Source organism: Pantoea sp. CTOTU50773 (assembly GCF_032082325.1).
In the GTDB taxonomy this organism is placed as follows: Bacteria; Pseudomonadota; Gammaproteobacteria; order Enterobacterales; family Enterobacteriaceae; genus Pantoea; species Pantoea communis.
The window spans coordinates 1-16,681 of record NZ_DAMDQC010000087.1 but is presented as its reverse complement, the minus strand read 5'-3'; the positions used below and the strand labels follow the sequence as shown (position 1 = coordinate 16,681).

Annotated in this window: 16 protein-coding genes; 7 read left to right on the top strand and 9 right to left on the bottom strand. The window is 55.1% G+C overall.

From position 1 onward, the window contains the following. From RT340_RS14420 to RT340_RS14400, 5 genes are all read left to right on the top strand, one after another. Positions 1–744: transporter substrate-binding domain-containing protein (locus tag RT340_RS14420; protein WP_313376697.1), on the top strand; the 744-nt coding region annotated here is incomplete at its 5' end. A gap of 50 nt (positions 745–794) precedes the next feature. Next, on the top strand, positions 795–1,532 hold the full coding sequence (locus RT340_RS14415; RefSeq protein WP_045833600.1) for an amino acid ABC transporter permease: 738 nt from the start codon (positions 795–797) through the stop codon (positions 1,530–1,532). Then, positions 1,529–2,173: an amino acid ABC transporter permease gene (locus RT340_RS14410; protein ID WP_045815500.1), complete on the top strand. Its 645-nt coding sequence runs from the start codon at positions 1,529–1,531 to the stop codon at positions 2,171–2,173. Before RT340_RS14415 ends, RT340_RS14410 begins: the two co-directional genes overlap by 4 nt. Further along, positions 2,170–2,907: an amino acid ABC transporter ATP-binding protein gene (locus tag RT340_RS14405; RefSeq protein WP_313376693.1), complete on the top strand. Its 738-nt coding sequence runs from the start codon at positions 2,170–2,172 to the stop codon at positions 2,905–2,907. Before RT340_RS14410 ends, RT340_RS14405 begins: the two co-directional genes overlap by 4 nt. A gap of 11 nt (positions 2,908–2,918) precedes the next feature. Next, entirely contained in the window at positions 2,919–4,190 is a 1,272-nt protein-coding gene (locus RT340_RS14400) for an alanine racemase (RefSeq protein WP_097117650.1), read from the top strand. Between the two features lie 122 nt (positions 4,191–4,312). Here RT340_RS14400 and RT340_RS14395 read toward each other — a convergent pair whose 3' ends face one another. Continuing rightward, positions 4,313–5,008, bottom strand: coding sequence for an aspartate/glutamate racemase family protein (locus RT340_RS14395; protein WP_313376691.1), 696 nt, complete (start codon positions 5,006–5,008; stop codon positions 4,313–4,315). 94 nt (positions 5,009–5,102) lie between these two features. Beyond that, on the bottom strand, positions 5,103–7,160 hold the full coding sequence (locus RT340_RS14390) for an FUSC family protein (RefSeq protein ID WP_313376689.1): 2,058 nt from the start codon (positions 7,158–7,160) through the stop codon (positions 5,103–5,105). A 252-nt stretch (positions 7,161–7,412) separates the two neighbouring features. Between RT340_RS14390 and RT340_RS14385 the strand changes: the two genes are divergently transcribed. Further along, entirely contained in the window at positions 7,413–8,360 is a 948-nt protein-coding gene (locus RT340_RS14385; protein ID WP_313376687.1) for a sulfonate ABC transporter substrate-binding protein, read from the top strand. 33 nt (positions 8,361–8,393) lie between these two features. Here the strand turns inward: RT340_RS14385 and RT340_RS14380 are convergent, their stop codons facing one another. Further along, entirely contained in the window at positions 8,394–9,353 is a 960-nt protein-coding gene (locus RT340_RS14380; protein WP_313376685.1) for a zinc-binding alcohol dehydrogenase family protein, read from the bottom strand. A gap of 108 nt (positions 9,354–9,461) precedes the next feature. Between RT340_RS14380 and RT340_RS14375 the strand changes: the two genes are divergently transcribed. After that, entirely contained in the window at positions 9,462–10,316 is an 855-nt protein-coding gene (locus RT340_RS14375) for a LysR family transcriptional regulator (RefSeq protein ID WP_072226533.1), read from the top strand. Between the two features lie 35 nt (positions 10,317–10,351). On the opposite strand, the gene RT340_RS14370 is transcribed toward RT340_RS14375, so the two are convergent. The 6 genes from RT340_RS14370 to RT340_RS14345 form a co-directional block, all read right to left on the bottom strand. Continuing rightward, entirely contained in the window at positions 10,352–11,566 is a 1,215-nt protein-coding gene (locus RT340_RS14370; protein ID WP_313376681.1) for an acyl-CoA dehydrogenase family protein, read from the bottom strand. 2 nt (positions 11,567–11,568) lie between these two features. Further along, positions 11,569–13,002: an MFS transporter gene (locus RT340_RS14365; protein ID WP_313376679.1), complete on the bottom strand. Its 1,434-nt coding sequence runs from the start codon at positions 13,000–13,002 to the stop codon at positions 11,569–11,571. 174 nt (positions 13,003–13,176) lie between these two features. Then, on the bottom strand, positions 13,177–14,052 hold the full coding sequence (locus RT340_RS14360) for a MetQ/NlpA family ABC transporter substrate-binding protein (protein WP_160833135.1): 876 nt from the start codon (positions 14,050–14,052) through the stop codon (positions 13,177–13,179). Beyond that, on the bottom strand, positions 14,049–14,747 hold the full coding sequence (locus RT340_RS14355) for a methionine ABC transporter permease (protein ID WP_313376675.1): 699 nt from the start codon (positions 14,745–14,747) through the stop codon (positions 14,049–14,051). The genes RT340_RS14360 and RT340_RS14355 overlap by 4 nt, the downstream gene beginning before the upstream one ends. Next, on the bottom strand, positions 14,744–15,763 hold the full coding sequence (locus tag RT340_RS14350) for a methionine ABC transporter ATP-binding protein (protein ID WP_313376672.1): 1,020 nt from the start codon (positions 15,761–15,763) through the stop codon (positions 14,744–14,746). Before RT340_RS14350 ends, RT340_RS14355 begins: the two co-directional genes overlap by 4 nt. Beyond that, the coding region (locus RT340_RS14345) for an NtaA/DmoA family FMN-dependent monooxygenase (RefSeq protein WP_313376670.1) at positions 15,760–16,681 on the bottom strand (922 nt) is incomplete at its 5' end. The genes RT340_RS14345 and RT340_RS14350, both read right to left, overlap by 4 nt.

Genomic DNA, 16,681 nt, shown 5'->3' with positions numbered 1-16,681 from the left:
AAAGAGGCTGGCACCGCACCGCAATCGGCCCTGCAGAACGTACTGCAACGCGGCACGCTGCGTGTCGGTGACTGCCTGAGCTTTGCCCCCTTTGGTTTTTATGACAAAGACGGCAACCCGGATGGTTATGACGTTGATTTGGCTAAAGCACTGGCCAAGGAGATGGGCGTGAAACTGGAGATGGTGAATACCACCAGCGCCAACCGTATTCCTAACCTGCAAACCAATAAAGTGGATGTGGTGTTCTGTAACTTTACTCGCAATCTTGAACGTGCCAAAGAGATTGGCTTCACCAACCCGTATGTGGTGGCGAGTGAAGCGATGTTGGTGCGCAAAAACAGCGGCATTCAATCAGCTCATGATATGGCCGGTAAAACTATCGCCACGGTGAAGGGTTCAACCAACGGGGATGAAGTCCGTAACCTCGGCATTGATGTGAAAATCCAGGAATACGATTCATCGCAAGCCGCGATTCTCGCCGTGAAGCAGGGCCAAGCCGATGCGATGATCGAAGACAACAACTTCCTCGCCTATCAGGCCAAGCTCGATCCGACGTTAACCGTGACCAACGAAGCGCTGGTACCACTGGAATATAACGCCTTCGGTGTGAAACAGGGGGATCAGGTGTGGACCAACTATCTGAATGAATTCCTGTTTGAGATTAATGCATCGGGTGAAAACGCCCAGCTGTATCAGAAATGGTTCGGTAGCAAGCCACGTTACCCGCTGAATCCGCAATATTGATTGATGTGCGGCGCGGCAGTTGATGCCGCGCCGTTCGAAGGAGTCAAACCATGAGTTATCAATGGCTAACCCTCTGGCGCTATGCCGACACCTTTCTTGAGGCCGCATGGCTGACACTGCAGGTGACATTGCTGGCCTTCGTGCTGGCGGTAGCATTGGGTTTATTGTCGGCATTAGCGAAATCATCGCCTGTTGCTCCCCTGCGCTGGATCAGTCACTGCTACGTCGAGTTTATTCGCAACACGCCGGTGCTGCTGCAAATTTTCATCATCTTCTTTGGCCTGCCCTCGCTGGGCATCACCATGAGTGCCTTTACCGCCGGTGTGCTGGCGCTGGGCATCAACGTTGGCGCTTACTTGTCTGAAACCTTTCGTGCCGGGATTCAATCGGTGCCAAAAGGTCAGCTCGAAGCCGCTTATATTCTCGGCATCCCGCGTAGGCAAATCTTTCTCAGCGTGGTGCTGCCGCAGGCGGCACGCGCCGTATGGCCGGCGATCATCAACAACCTGATTCAGTTGCTGCTCGGTACTTCGCTGCTTTCTGCGATTGCCCTGCCAGAACTGACCGGCACCGCCACGGTGATCAACGCCCGCACTCTGCTTTATATCCAGACCTTTAGCGTGGTCGCGCTGGTCTATCTGGTGCTGAGCAATCTGTTCTCCTGGCTGGGCACGGTGGCAGGACGGCGCATGTTCCACCCGCCGCTGGTGACCCCGGTAAAAAAGTCCGCCTGGTGGTGGGCAAAAAAATGGCTGACTAATCCAGTGAAACAGGAGAATGCGCTATGAGCGAGCTTATCATCAGCTCTTTCCCCATCCTGCTGAAAGGACTGGGTATCACGCTGTTGCTGTCCATCGCCGCCATTATCGGCAGCACGTTACTGGGCTTACTGGCGGCCGTGTTGCGCACCAGCCGATTGCCGGTCGCCAAACAGATCGCCGTACTCTATACCGAGCTGTTTCGCGGTACGCCGGTGCTGATCACGCTGATGTTCATCTACTTCGGCGTGGCCTACTTCGGTTATGAGATCAACCTGTTTGCCGCCGGGATCCTCGGTTTGAGCATCTATCAAGGTGCCTATATCGCCGAAGTGTTCCGCGCCGGGATTGAAGCGGTACCGAAAGGACAGTGGGAAGTGTCCTGGATTCTCGGGCTTTCCAAACGTCAAACCTTCATGAGCGTGGTATTGCCCCAAACCCGTGGCATCGTGTTGCCGCCGCTGGCCGGTCAGTATCTTTCGCTGATTAAAGACACCTCGATCGTCAGCATGATCGGCATGTCCGAACTGATGCATCAGGGCCAGGCTATTGTCGATCGCATCGGCCAACCGGTGGTGATTTACGGCCTGGTTGCCCTGCTCTACTTCGCCATCTGCTTCCCACTTTCACGTTGGGTTCAACATCATCAAACCAGGAGCCAGATATCATGAGCCAATCTGCGATTACGCTGAGCCGCATTACTAAATCCTTTGGCTCCACTCAGGTGCTGAAAGAGATCAGTCTGGATGTTTCACCCGGCGAAGTGCTGGTGTTAATTGGTGCATCCGGCTCAGGAAAAAGCACTGTGCAGCGCATCATGAGCGGCCTGGAAACCGCTGATGGCGGCGAAATATGGGTTAACAAAGTGCCATTGCACGACCGTAAGCGCAGCAGCGAAATTTGCGGCCATGTCGGCATGGTGTTCCAGCAGTTCAACCTGTTCCCGCACAAAACCGCGCTGGGTAACGTCACCCTGGCGCTGATTAAAGCGCAAAAACTGTCGGAAGCGGAAGCCAACAAACGCGGCATGGCGGCACTGACCCGTGTTGGGCTGGCGGAGCGCGCGCATCACTATCCGGCACAGCTTTCCGGTGGTCAGCAGCAGCGTGTCGCCATTGCGCGCGCGCTGGCGGTGGAACCGAAAATTATGTTCTTTGATGAAGCCACCTCCGCACTTGACCCAGAACTGGTTGGCGAAGTGATGGAAGTGATGCGCAGCCTGGCACGTGAAGGGATGACCATGGTGGTGGTGACGCACGAAATGGGCTTTGCCCGTAAAACGGCCGATCGCGTGGTGTTTATGGATCAAGGCGTTATCGCTGAGCAGGGTTCGCCGGAGCAAATCTTTGTTAATCCGCAGAACCCGCGCACTCAACAATTCTTATCGCGCGTGCTTGAGCACTAACAGGAGCCACTATGTCGATTCGTTTTCCACTGCAGGCAGACGGTTTGCTGGATGCCCAACAACCTGCGCCACGGTTTAAATCGGTAGCGGGATCTGGCGATCAACCGTTAACGCCGGGCAGTAACGTTTTTACCAGTGATGAAGTGTTCTCGCCGTTGATGGTGATGAAGCAATCAGCGCTGCAGAACAACCTCCACCAGCTTGCCACGTTTTGCCAGGAGAACGGCATCATGCTGGCAGCACACGGGAAAACCTCAATGTCGCCCGCGATCTTGCGCCGCGCCATTAGCGAAGGTGGCGCGTGGGGATTGGGTGCTGCCACGCCAGCACAGGTGCGTGCGCTGCGTCAGTTTGGCATCCGCAATGTGTTTCTCGCCAATCAGCTAGTCGATCCGGCGGGCATTCGCTGGATTGGCCAATGGCAGCAGCAGCATCCCGACCACGGTTTCCTCTGCTATGTGGATTCACTGCAGGGCGTAAAATTGCTGGAACAGCATCTCGGCGATGCACAGATTTCTGTACTGCTGGAGATGTCGGTGAGTGGCGGTCGTACCGGCTGCCGTTCACAACAGGAAGCGCTAAAGATTGCCGAAGCGATTAAAGACAGCCCTTCACTGCAGCTGGTGGGCGTGGCCGGTTATGAAGGTGCGCTGGGGGCGGGTCGCGATGAAGCCGGTATTCAGCGCGTGAAAGCGTATTGTCAGATGATGATCAGCACCACTGCACTGCTGGCAGATCATCAACTCTTCAGCAGCGATCACATCATCCTCAGCGCTGGCGGTGGCGCCTGGTTTGACGTGGTGACCGAATGCTTTACTGCCGCGACGTTACCGCTGCCGATGACACCCTTGATTCGGTCCGGTGCCTATATGGCGCATGACAGCGGCTTGTATGCGCGCATTGCACCCTTCGCGCAACCGGGTTCGAGCCATCACTTCGATGCAGCGCTGGAGATTTGGGGGCGGGTATTGTCTCGCCCTGAACCGGGATTGGCCTTTGTCGATTTTGGTCGGCGTGATGTGCCGTTCGACCAGGATCTGCCCAATCCATTGTGGATCCGCAACGCAGATGGCAGTGAACCGCGCGCGGCAACCCATCTGCGTATCAGTGACGTCAACGATCAACATGCGTATCTGCTGCTGCCCGATGATGAAACGTTGCAGCCGGGTGATTGGGTAGGATGCGGTATCTCTCATCCCTGCACCGCTTTTGATAAATGGCGCTATCTGCCACTGGTGGACGACGATTATTGCGTCACAGATTCACTGGAAACAGCATTCTGACCACAAAAAAGGCTGCCAACGTATTGGCAGCCAGTTCTGGCACATCCCTGTACGACCATGTGGGGTCAGACGTTGTGCCTTCAATGAGCATATAATAACACACAAAATAATTAGCAGGATAATTATTTTATTGCCAGAGCCAGTTTCACCGCATCCTCGGCATGAATCAACGTGGTATCAAACAGCGGCACGCTGGCATCTTCGGGCTTCACCAGCAGGGTAATTTCGGTGCAACCCAAAATGATCGCTTCGGCGCCCTGCGCCACCAGCTCAGCAATCACCTCACGATAACGCGCTCGCGACGACTCACGAATAATGCCAAGACACAACTCCTGATAGATGATGTCATGCACCGTCTTCCGGCCCGATGCATCCGGTACCAGCACATCAATGCCGGACTGCGCCAGACGGCCTTTGTAGAATTCCTGCTCCATGGTAAATGCCGTCGCCAGTAAGCCCACACGCTTCACGCCAGCGGATTGAATACGCTGAGCTGTCGCATCAGCGATATGGAGCAGCGGGATAGCCACGGCATCGGTAATCTGGTCAGCGACTTTGTGCATGGTGTTAGTACAGAGCACAATGAAGTCCGCCCCGCCCTTTTCCAGACTGCGCGCGGCTTCTGCCAGAATCTCGCCGGCTCGCTGCCATTCCCCCGCCACTTGCAGCTTCTCAATTTCCTGAAAGTCGACGCTGTACATCAGGCTGCGCGCCGAGTGCAATCCGCCAAGTTGCTGCTTCACCTGTTCATTGATGATGCGGTAGTAGAGCGCCGTCGATTCCCAACTCATTCCACCGATCAAACCGATCATCTTCATCTGCGATTTTCCTTTATCAAGCCTGTTCAGCACTGTACGGGATTTGTCAGTCTGGTGCATGCCCCCCAGCTTAAATACAGGGTTTGCGGCACACTTATGCGCGATCAACCTCAAGTGACGCGTTTTCCGGCCAGCGCGCTGAGGGAAACAGCGATAAGCGGATATTGAACAGATGGAACATCGGGGAAAACAACGCCTGTTCCTGTAATGTTCGCGCTTCTAAACCCAGCAGCAGGCGATTAAGTTCATGCAACAACGCCGAATGGGGCTGTGTCTGCAGGGATTTCAGCCTGCGTTTGAGGAACACACTCAGCTCATGGAACATCGCCGCACTCTCAATGCCATTCTCGATCAGTAGCGCTTTGTGCCGCGTGTAATAGTCGTAACAGTTGGCACCAAGCCAGGCCTCGGCAATCAGATTGCCGCCGGAAACCAGATCGGGCGAGGGATCGACGCGCTTACGTGGCAAGATAATGTTCACCTTATCCAGCGTACGCGCCACAAATTGCTGGCGCGCCGTCATCGTTACCGTGTTGACACGCAGCGCAGCGATAAACTGCAGCAAATCGCGGATCCCTTTACGCACCGCGCGTTTCGCCGTCCACGATGGACGCTTGTTACGAATAAGCAATGTCAGCACCAGGGCGATGACAATGCCCACCAGCGTCGAAATCATGGCGTTTACTATAAGCAGAAGATCGGGCTTGAAATGGTGGCTCATGCCAATCAGCCCCGGAATCTGCGTGGCGACGATCAGGCCAATCAAATTGGTTGCCGGGTTGGTAATCACCAATCCCAGCGCAAATAATCCGGGCGCAAGGCAGATGATCATCGCTTCAAACGTTACCGCTTGTGGTATCAACACGGTGACGTAGAGCAGACTGATCGCCATTGAGATCAATACGCCCTTCAGGAATAGCTTCATTGGCGCGATAGGACTGTCCAGCCCGGCAAAGAATGAGCAGAGTACCGCCGCCATCATTGGCGCAGTCGAGCCATCTTTCCAGCCGCTGCCGATCCAGAACAAGCAGGTGGCGAAGGTGGCCAGAAACGCAGTAAAGCAGGAAAGCAACAGCAAACCTTTATCGACATGCTTATGCGCACGCACGGTTTTTCCCGGCTTGACGGTCGGTGTCCACTCACTCACACGCTCGCTGACGCTGTGATAGGCATTGGCGATGCGCACAAAATTCAGCAGGCGCTCCAGCAATCCAATTAGTAAAATACTCTCTTCACTGTTGAGCCGCCCCTCCTGCCAGGCCTGCTTCAACTGCGCCTGTGTAACGGTCAAAACATCGTGAATCTGAACCTGGTCATCGCCGTTCAGCCATAACAAAAATTGCTGGAATGCCTCTGCAACATAGTCCGGAAAACGGATTTCCTGCTGCGCCAGCAAATTAAGCCGCGACTCAATCGCTGTCAGCGTTGGAATCAAATAGGAGAGGTGTTGATACTGCACGCTGACCAACCGCACCAGACGTCGCGCGGCATCGCCTTCATAAACACAGTGCGTAATCAGGGTTTCGACGTTGAGAGGATAGTTCGCCATCTGCACCAGAATATCTTCTCGTTCCACCGATTTATCAGCTGGCATCACCGTGACTAACTCGCTGCACAGCTTGCGCGCATTCTGGTACCACAGGCTGACGCTTTGCTCCAACAGACTGCGCATCGACACCGGCATGATAAAGCGGTGCACCAGGCTGCTGCAGATGATCGCCACCGTGATCTCTTCAATACGCGAAATCACCGTGTAGGTGATGGCCGAGGGTGACGTGACGTCGGGAAAGCCCATGATCGCCGCACTGTAACCGGCGAGCATAAACACATAGCTTTTCGGCGTGCGGTCATGCAGCGACAGATAGAGACATACCGCCACCCATAAAGAGATGCACAGGCTGAACAGCATCGGTGACTCTACGGTAGTGGGATAGATTAGCAGCGTAAACAGCCCACCCAGCAAGGTGCCGAAAAAGCGAAACACCGATTTCGATACGGTCGAACCCGAATAGAGTTGTGAGGCAACGTACACTGTAGTCAGTGACCAGGCCGGTTTATCGAGATTGAGTTCCAGAGCAATATAAAAAGCCAGAAAGGCGGCAAGACAAGTTTTGGCAGAAAACAGCACTGCGCTTTGTGAAAACCACTTCATAGAGCGAAGGAAACCCATAGCAGGCAACGTAAGCGTCTATCCTGACAGAAGCATATCGAGATGACATTTTGATTTGTTATACAAATTATTACCGTGCTAATTATCTGGGCATCTATGCAAATCAAGATGACATGCTGATTACAGTGAATGATCTTGATCACAAAAAATTAGGTTATAAGCGATCGAAATTCGTTATTTATTGGTTATATAAGCGCTTTGCTATGGTGAGAAAAAATCCACGAGAGACTCATCATGCAAACAAAAATTCCTGCTCTGAGCGCGTTGGCGCTTAGCTTTGGCCTGCTCTCTGCGCACGCCTTTGCCGCTAAACCAGAAACCGTGACCATCGGCTATCAGAAAGCCAATATTTTTGCGCTGCTGAAGTATCGCGGCACGCTGGATGAAACCTTCAAGAAGGAAGGCATCAATGTCCGCTGGGTAGAATTTCCGGCCGGGCCGCAGATGCTGGAAGGGCTAAACGTGGGCAGCATCGATTTAGCCGCCACCGGCGATGCTCCACCCGCTTTCGCGCAGGCTGCCAAAGCGGATTTGATTTACCTCGGTCACTCCCCTGCTAACCCCAAAACCGAAGCCATCGTGGTACCTAAAGATTCGCCGATCAAAAGCGTGGCGGATTTGAAAGGTAAGCGTGTTGGATTGAACAAGGGTTCTGACGTGAATTATTTGCTGGTGAAAGCGCTGGAAGATGCCGGACTGAATGATAAGGACGTGAAACCCGTTTACCTGCCACCAGCTGATGCGCGCGCCGCCTTCCAGAAAGGCGCGATTGATGCGTGGGTGATCTGGGATCCGTTCCTCGCAGAAGTGGAAGCGAACGCCGACGCGCGTGAAATCCGTAATGCAGAAGGTTTGGTGCTGCATTACACCTTCTATCTCGCCAGCCGCTCCTTTGCCGAAGGCCATCCTGACACCGTGAAACAGGTGGTGGATGAATTGAGCAAATTGAGTGACTGGGCGAACGCTAATCAGGATGAGGCTGCCGCGATTCTGTCCAAATCGACCGGGTTAGATAAGGCAATCTGGCAGACCACGTTGAAACGCCTGCCGTATGGCGCTACGCGTATGACGCCGCAGGTGTTCGATGAACAGCAGGCGCTAGCGGATACGTTTACCCGTGTCGGACTGCTGCCGGTGAAAGTGGATGTGCGCAGTGCGACCTGGTCACTGGATAAGCAGTGACCAGATAGTGTGCGGCCTTACGGCCGCACACTGTTAAACAGTGATAAACACTCTGCCCAAACGCCCACGCGTTTCTGCTCGTTGATGCGCTTCAACCACCTTTTCCAGCGGGAAAGTACTATCGATAGGCACGATCAGTTCGCCTTTCGCCGCCATCACCATCAGTTCATTCACCAAATCGCGGGCAATCTGTTTTTCACCCCATTCTGGTCCCAGCAAGCATCCGATCAACGTAATACGGTGCAACAGCAGATATTCCGCATCGACCGTCTGATTACGTCCAGCGAGAATGCCGATCAGAACCGCCGACCCGCCGTCTTTTAATACTTCAATGCCATCTGATAATGCTGCGCCGCCGATGGTATCGATCAGCAAATCCACTTTATTGCCGCCCAGCAATTCCCGCACCTGCTCGCCAGCCTGCTTGTCACCCACCACAATGGCGTCATTGAGGCCAAATTCACGTAATTTTTCCAGTGATTCGGGACGCGTACCGGTTCCGATCACCCGGGCACCCATGCGGGATGCCAGTTGGACGGCAGCCATGCCCACCCCGCCCGCCGCACCGAGAATGAGTACGGTTTGGCCTGGCTGCAGCTGACCTAAATGAAACGCCCATGCAGCGGTGCCTGGCCCCACCGGAATGGCGGCAGCAATGCGCGCATCCAGGCCATCTGGAACAGGAAAACAGTTATAGGCAGCGACAGCACGACGTTCTGCATAGGCACCTCGCCAGTTAAACGTTGCCACTTTCTGACCGATCTTAAATCCCGTCACGTTTGAACCGATGGCAAGAATGGTTCCTGCCGCCGCATAACCAAGTGACTCGCCCGCTTGTAAGTGCTGACTATTGCGCGAAATGATATCGCCACCCTCAACACTAATGGCTTCCACCGCCACCAGCAGCTCATCCTGAGTAATCGAAGGTTCAACGACATCCACCAGTTGTAAAACCTCTGGACCTCCTGGTTGGGGGTAAGTGACTGCTTTCATCTCTGGTCTCCACACTGCTGAATACGAATAATGATCGGTAGATAAAGCGTAGCGAAGCTGATGATATGTTGGTAGGCTGCATTCACATGTATCAGACATAACCCCATCATGATATCGGACAATTTTGAACCCGCGCTGCTTCGTACTTTCGTTGCCGTTTGTCATCACCGCAGCCTGACACGCGCCGCCGAACAGGCCGGACGCGCCCAATCCGCACTCAGTGCACAGATTCGTCGACTAGAGGAACATACAGGCCAGCGTTTGCTGCGTCGTACAGGACGCGGCGTCGTCCCCACCAAAGAGGGAGAAGTGCTGCTCAGTTTTGCGGTGCGAATTCTCGCGTTGGGGGAAATGGCGGTCGCGCAACTGAGTGAAAGTACGCCCGCCGGCACGCTTCGCATCGGTATGTCCGAAGATGTGGCATCGAGTTTGCTCCCCTTTGCACTTGGCAGGCTGAGAAGATTGTGTCCGGGTCTGCACATCGAGCTTTCCATTGAGAGCGATCACATCCTCGCCAGACGTTGGCAGGAGAGCGCGTTTGATATGGTCTTGGGTCTGACCGCCGGTTTCAGTGAAGACCCGTTAACCAGTTGGGAGATCGACCTGCATTGGGTGTGCGGAATTGACTATCCCTGGGATAGCGCGCTGACGGTCGATGCTATTGTTTGCGGTGAACCTTGTTCATGGCGACGCTTGATGTTTGATGCGCTGATTGAAGCAGGCAAGGAGTTTAGGATCGCGGTAACCAGCTCCAACCTGGGTGCGATCATCCCCGCTGTTGAAGGCGGATTGGGTGTGGCCATGCTGCCAGCGGAACTCATTCGTCATGACAGTATGCGTCTGGTGAATGTCGCGCAGGCTCCGGTAAAAGTGACATATGGTTTGTTTGTCACGCGGCGGCCGAATTCCAATGTCACTACGGCGCTGAATGTGATTCAGGACAGTTTAAAAACGTTGTATTAGAAGTGGGCGGCTCAAGCCGCCCGGCATGAAATGTTTTACCCTTCCCCGCGCCCAATTTGCCAGATCCCTGTCGGCGGCGTCCCGTTAACCGTCCAGCCACCGATGTCACGTGCTTTATAGATCACCGGATTATGTGACGACACCGTGCGCGCATTGCGCCAGTGACGATCCAGCGCTTTACTGATGCGCGTATCCGATGCGCCGAGCGCATTAAACAACTCGGTGGCGGCACGTGGTACCAGCTCACTGGCAATCACCTGCGCCTGACCCGCTTCAGCTTCGGCCAGCGCATTCACTGCCAGAAGTTGCGCTTCGTCGCTGCTTAAGTGCGCTTCATACGCTGATTGCAGTGAATGTGCGGCGCGGATCACCGTCGCTTCGACGGCAAACGCCAGGCTGGTGATCTCACCGATGACCTGTAGCACCTGCACATCCTGACGTGATGAATCGCCGTTGCTGTGGCTGTAAATACGATTGCGAGCGGCCACCGCTTTTGCACCATCGCGTGCGACTGCCCTCCCAATCCCGGCTAGTGTTGCCAATAGCACATGTTGATAGAACGCGGTTTGATAGCGGAAACGCGTGGCGAAATCGAAGACGTGTTGCTGCTCGACGTGCGCATTTTCAAAGCGTGTGGTGCCGCTACCCGTTAAGCGTTGGCCAAAACCATCCCAATCGTCATCACGCGTTACACCGGGTTGGTGAGTGCTTACCAGAGCGATGACATCGCCCTGATTGTCATTGCGTCGAGCATACACATCAATCCAGTCTGCAAATAACGTGCCCGTGCTGTAAAACTTCTCGCCGTTGAGCGTCCAGCCATTTGCGACGGGCGTGACACGGGTAATCACATCGCCGAGTTTCACCGCGCCAATTTCAGTCCAGCCGCTGCCCACCAGCTCGCCGTCGATAAAACGGCGGAACCAGCGATCGCGCTCAGCGCTGTTGGGCTGGTTGAGGCGGTCCTCGACAAATGCAAAGTGCGCACGTAATGCCTGCGGCAGATTGGAATCCGCTTCCGCCAGTTCGGTGAGCAATTGGAACAGCTGCGGTAGCGATGCGCCCCACCCGCCCTGCTCTTTCGGAATGCGCACGGTGCCGAAGCCCGCCTCTTTTAACCAGGTGATTGCTTCATGGGGCAAGGTGCGGCTGCGTTCGCGCTCCACTGCGCCTTCAGCAATACGATCAAACAGTGGACGGAATTGCGCCGCCAGCGCAGCGTAATCGGTGCCTGTAGAAAGTTGGCTCATAATCACTCCTGATGAGAAAGATCGTCGATGTCGTGGCGCGTCGGTTCGTGGCGCACCGCGAGCAGGAAAAAGATCGGGATGATGGCGGCAAGCGACACCACCCAGAACATATTGGTGCCCAGCGCCGCTTGCAGAATCGGCAGAATAAACAGCGCCAGCGCGCTGCCAATCCCTGACAGCGCACGACTGAAGCCCACGCCAGTAGCGCGAATGGAAGTTGGATAAGAGAGCGCCGGATAGATCATCAGCTGCGCACCCGGACCAAAGCCTTCAGCAAACAACCACAAGCCAAGCATCAGCACCGCAAACACAATCCCCGTAATCGCTTCAGGGTGCCCAATCAATGCCAATGCAATCAGTGCGAAGAATTGCAGTGCAAATCCGGCCATTGCCACATGGCGAGACGGATATTTCCAGGCCAGACGCATGCCCAGCAGACCGCCGGTGAAAGCAAACAGCGCGTTCAGGCCGAGCGATGCGGAGATCGTTTCAAACACGCCCGCGCCGAGGAACTGCGCGAGGATCGAAGGCAGGAAGAAGGCGATCGCGGTGTATTCAAACGAGATGCAGATGTTCATCACGCCTGCCACGATGGTGCGTTCACGCCAGGGTTTCTGGAACAGCACGCGGAAACTTACTTTGGGTGCCGCTTCTGCTGGTGGTGCTTCGGGTTCCGCTTCATGCGCATGAATACCGTAAGAGTCACGCAAAATGCGCACCGCAGACTTCAGATCGCCCTGATTGGCTGCCCACAGCGGTGATTCGTTCATAAATTTGCTGCGCACTGCGATGATCAACAACGCGGGAACGGCCCCGAACAGCAGCGATGCGCGCCACAACCAGTCAAGATGCTCTTTCGGTAACAGGAAGTAGAGCGCGAAGATCAGCAGGAAACACACCGTTGACGCGGCGTACCACATCGGGCACCAGGCGGCGAGTCGCGCGGCTTTGTTGCCTTTGCCTGCGAATTTAGAAAATTCCGCCAGGTAGGACATCGCCACGGGTAAATCGATACCCACGCCAATCCCCATCAGGAAACGTGCGCCAATCAGTACCCAGACATTGGGCGCTAATCCCGCTGCGATGGCCGAGACCACGAAGAACAGCATATCGGCCATAAACACCGAGTAACGGCCATATTTGTCGGTCAGCCAGCCACCAATGAGATTACCGACGATGGTGCCGACCATGATTGAGGACGTTACCAATCCGGTGAGAAGAGGAGAAAGCTGGAATTCGCGTACCACATCGTCAATTCCATAAGAGAGCGTGGTGAGATCGTAGGCATCGAGGAAGACGCCGCCGGGCGCGAGGAACACAATCATGCGCGCATAATTGTTTTTGTCACTGCGGGTGTTGATCAGCCTTGCCACATCACTGACCGAACGAACCGGCTCAGACGTCGGTAAGGTGTTTTCGAAAGAAACGGTACTCATAATGCCTCACGTTGTTTTTAGTTGTGCAGGTGAGGTTGTTATAAGCGCTTACCCTTCAGGTCCAAAGCAACAAATAGTGATATTAAATTGTTTAAAATCAATAATATAAAAAACTTTCAAACACAAAATCCCGGACGCGCATCGCGAGCCCGGGTGAAGGATAACACCAGGAAATTAGTCTGCAGAGACCGGCACTAATACGCCTTTAACTAACGGATCATCCGTCGTTTTCAGCCACTGCTGAACGCGAGGATCGGAGAACGCCTGTTTTAGCTTTACGATGTTCTCCTGCTCCAGATAGGGCGTACCAATCACCAGCTGCGAGGCAAAAGTACGCGGTGCCGGAGGGAACAGAATGCCTTTATCACGCGGCACTTTTCCGGCATCAAACTGCGAAACATAGCCAATCGCCGCGTCCACCGAATTCAACGCGCGTGGCATGGTTAGCAAATCGAGTTCTTTGAAGACGAAGCCATGCGGATTACCGATAATGTTTTTTAATTTGGCGGTACGCGGTTCAACGTTGGGATCGAGTGTGATCAAACCCTGACGTGCCAGCAGCCACAAGGCCTGGCCCTGGTTGGCGCCATCATCCGGCACCACAATGGTGGCCCCCTGCGGCAGGTCGGCTATGGATTTATAGCGATCGGAGTAGACGCCAAATGCCCACTGGAACAGCGGTAAGGCAGAGGTGAGCTGGAAACCGTTGGCATCCACCACCTGCTTCAACCACCACTGGTGCTGATAGACGGTTGCCGCATATTGTCCTTGCGCCACGGCGCGATCCGCCTGCACCGGATCCTGCACGCCCACCGCTTCCAGCTTCAGACCATAATCCGGCGCGATGTGCTCGCCAACATACTCAATCAACTTCTGTTCTCCCGCCATTGCCGGTTCAAAGTGGATTTGTAGCGTGGTGCCAAAGACCACCGCTTGCGGTTGCTGACTGCGCCAAAACCCTGCGGCGGCGGCCAATGCAATGACCACTAAAATCAGTAGCAGCCACGGCCAGCGGCGCGTCTTACGTAACTCAAATTCTTGTGTTGTCATCGTGATATCCCCTGAGGATGGCGTAGAATTGCGACTAAACGGTCACCGATAAATTGAATGGTTTGTATCAAAGCGATCAGCACCACAATGGTGGCGATCATGATGTGGTTGTCGAAGCGCTGATAGCCGTACACCACGGCTAAATAACCGATACCGCCCGCGCCGATGGTGCCGGCGATGGCGGAGTACTCGATCATGGAAATCAGGTTGAGAGTGATGGCGGCAACAACAGCAGGTAATGCCTCACTCAGCTGCGCCGAAAGGATGATCTGCCAGCGCGACCCGCCGCATACCAAACCCACCGAGGTCACTTCGCCTGGCAGTTCACGCAACGCGTTATCCACCAGACGACCAAAGAACGGAATGCCCGCCGCAATCATCGGCACCACCGCCGCAGGGATACCGATGGTGGTGCCGGTCAGCCAGAAGGTGAACGGGATGATCGCCGCCATTAACACCAGAAACGGCAACGAGCGTCCCATATTCACTATCCAGCTCAGCACCCGATGCACGCCGCGATGGGGAAACAGTCCACGTGCTGAGGTGTTAAACAACACCACGCCAACGATACCGCCGAGGCTCACCACGAACAGCATGACGATGCCGACCATCAGCGCGGTCTCACCCATCGCAGGTAACATCAATGCCGGAATTTCCAGCCACGGCGTGTCCTGACTTAGCACGGAAACGCTCATACCGCCTCCCGCAGCTGATGTACGCTGCCCGAGACGCTGGCAACCAGTCCAAACTGTTCGAGCTGCGCCAGCAATCGCGCCAGTGGCACACGCTCTTGCTGGAAGTGAATGCCCACCTGCAAGCGTCCGGCCTGGATACCATTGACCTGCTCAACGTGCGCGCCAAGCAGATCGATGCGCAGATTGAACTGCACACTCAGACGCGAGATCCAGTCGCTGATGACCGGTACATCTGTGCGATAACTCAGTTGCAGAATCAATTCCGCCACGCCAGGTTGCGCCACCAGTGGGAATAGACGTTGCCCCAGCGAGGAATCGGGCTGCGCCAGTAACTGTTTCAGCACGCCATACTGCACAATCTGCCCATCGCGAATTTCGGCAACGGCATCGGCCGCCTGACGCACGGCATCCATCTCGTGGGTGATTAGTACAATCGCCAGCTTGTAGTCGTCACGCAGTTTCTTTAGCAAATCCAGCACCGCTACCGTGGCTTCAGGATCGAGACCAGAAGTCGCTTCGTCGGCCAGCAGCACGCCAGGCCTTAGCGCTAGCGCACGCGCGATACCAATACGTTGACGCTGGCCCCCTGAAAGCTGATCGGGATACGCTTTGGCTTTATGACTCAGGCCAACACTCTCCAGCAACTCACCGACACGCGCAGAAATATCCCGCTCGACCACGCCGAGATAACGCAATGGCAACGCAATGTTTTCCCAGGCGCTTTTGCGCTGCAGTAGGGCAGAAGATTGAAAAACGGTGCCAATCGAACGGCGCGCGCGACGCAGTGCTTCGCCATTCAGCCGCGAGAGATCGCTGCCATTGATGCGAATGCTGCCCGCGCTGGGCTGCTCCAGTAAACTGATGCACTTCGCCAGCGTGGATTTTCCCGCGCCGCTGGGCCCAACGACAGCAGTGATGTTGGCCTGTGGTACCTGCAAGTTGATGGCTTTCAGCACCTCGGTGATGCGTCCATCCGCGGTGCGGTAATGCTTGCTCAGCTGGTCAATTTCAATCATATGACCTCCGGCAGTACCGAATTTTTCACCCGATAGCCCACGCCGGGATGCGGTGCGGTTAACTGTGGTCCGGCGTTAAACAGCTTCTCGCGCAGCGTACCTTCCGCATACGCCTTCTTGTAAACACCGCGCTTTTGCAGTTCAGGTATCAGCAGTTCAACCACATCTTCAAAGGTTTCATGCGTTAATGCGTAGGCGAGGTTGAAACCATCAACGTCAGTGTCTTCCACCCAGCTTTGCAGTTCGTCGGCGACGGTTGCTGCACTGCCGACAATCAGCGGGCCAAAGCCGCCAATGCCCACCCAATCCGCCAGCGCTTTAACCGTCCACTGACGATCGGGATCGGCGGTGGAGAAGGTTTCGACGGCTGACTGGATGGCATTGGTGTGAAGGTACTTCAGCACCTGGTCAGGTTGATATTGACCGAAGTCGATACCCGTCCAGCCGGATACCAGTGCCAGTGCCCCCTCGTAACTGACATAGCTTTGGTATTCTTTCCACTTCGCCTGCGCGGCGGCATCGGTCTCCCCGACGATTACCGTTTGCAGATTGAAGATCAGGATACTGCGCGGATCGCGCCCTGCTTCTTCTGCACGGCGACGAATATCCGCGACGGTTTTCTTCAGCAGCACTTTCGACGGCGCGGCAACAAACACGCATTCCGCGTGCTCAGCGGCAAACTGTTTGCCGCGACTCGATGCACCCGCCTGATACAACACTGGCGTGCGCTGCGGCGACGGCTCGCACAGGTGAATGCCCGGTACGTTGAAGAAGGTGCCCTGGTGATTGATGGGGTGAATTTTGCGGGGATCGCTGAAGATACGCCGTTCACGATCGCGCAATACCGCATCCTGTTCCCAACTGCCTTCCAGCAGCTTGTACACCACCTGCAAATATTCATCGGCATAGTCGTAGCGG

What these genes read in the sequence shown, in the direction of transcription:
- RT340_RS14415 (WP_045833600.1), top strand. Translation starts at nt 795, where the DNA reads ATGAGTTATCAATGGCTAACCCTCTGGCGCTATGCCGACACCTTTCTT.
- RT340_RS14410 (WP_045815500.1), top strand. Translation starts at nt 1,529, where the DNA reads ATGAGCGAGCTTATCATCAGCTCTTTCCCCATCCTGCTGAAAGGACTG.
- RT340_RS14405 (WP_313376693.1), top strand. Translation starts at nt 2,170, where the DNA reads ATGAGCCAATCTGCGATTACGCTGAGCCGCATTACTAAATCCTTTGGC.
- RT340_RS14400 (WP_097117650.1), top strand. Translation starts at nt 2,919, where the DNA reads ATGTCGATTCGTTTTCCACTGCAGGCAGACGGTTTGCTGGATGCCCAA.
- RT340_RS14395 (WP_313376691.1), bottom strand. Translation starts at nt 5,008, where the DNA reads ATGAAGATGATCGGTTTGATCGGTGGAATGAGTTGGGAATCGACGGCG.
- RT340_RS14390 (WP_313376689.1), bottom strand. Translation starts at nt 7,160, where the DNA reads ATGAAGTGGTTTTCACAAAGCGCAGTGCTGTTTTCTGCCAAAACTTGT.
- RT340_RS14385 (WP_313376687.1), top strand. Translation starts at nt 7,413, where the DNA reads ATGCAAACAAAAATTCCTGCTCTGAGCGCGTTGGCGCTTAGCTTTGGC.
- RT340_RS14380 (WP_313376685.1), bottom strand. Translation starts at nt 9,353, where the DNA reads ATGAAAGCAGTCACTTACCCCCAACCAGGAGGTCCAGAGGTTTTACAA.
- RT340_RS14375 (WP_072226533.1), top strand. Translation starts at nt 9,462, where the DNA reads ATGATATCGGACAATTTTGAACCCGCGCTGCTTCGTACTTTCGTTGCC.
- RT340_RS14370 (WP_313376681.1), bottom strand. Translation starts at nt 11,566, where the DNA reads ATGAGCCAACTTTCTACAGGCACCGATTACGCTGCGCTGGCGGCGCAA.
- RT340_RS14365 (WP_313376679.1), bottom strand. Translation starts at nt 13,002, where the DNA reads ATGAGTACCGTTTCTTTCGAAAACACCTTACCGACGTCTGAGCCGGTT.
- RT340_RS14360 (WP_160833135.1), bottom strand. Translation starts at nt 14,052, where the DNA reads ATGACAACACAAGAATTTGAGTTACGTAAGACGCGCCGCTGGCCGTGG.
- RT340_RS14355 (WP_313376675.1), bottom strand. Translation starts at nt 14,747, where the DNA reads ATGAGCGTTTCCGTGCTAAGTCAGGACACGCCGTGGCTGGAAATTCCG.
- RT340_RS14350 (WP_313376672.1), bottom strand. Translation starts at nt 15,763, where the DNA reads ATGATTGAAATTGACCAGCTGAGCAAGCATTACCGCACCGCGGATGGA.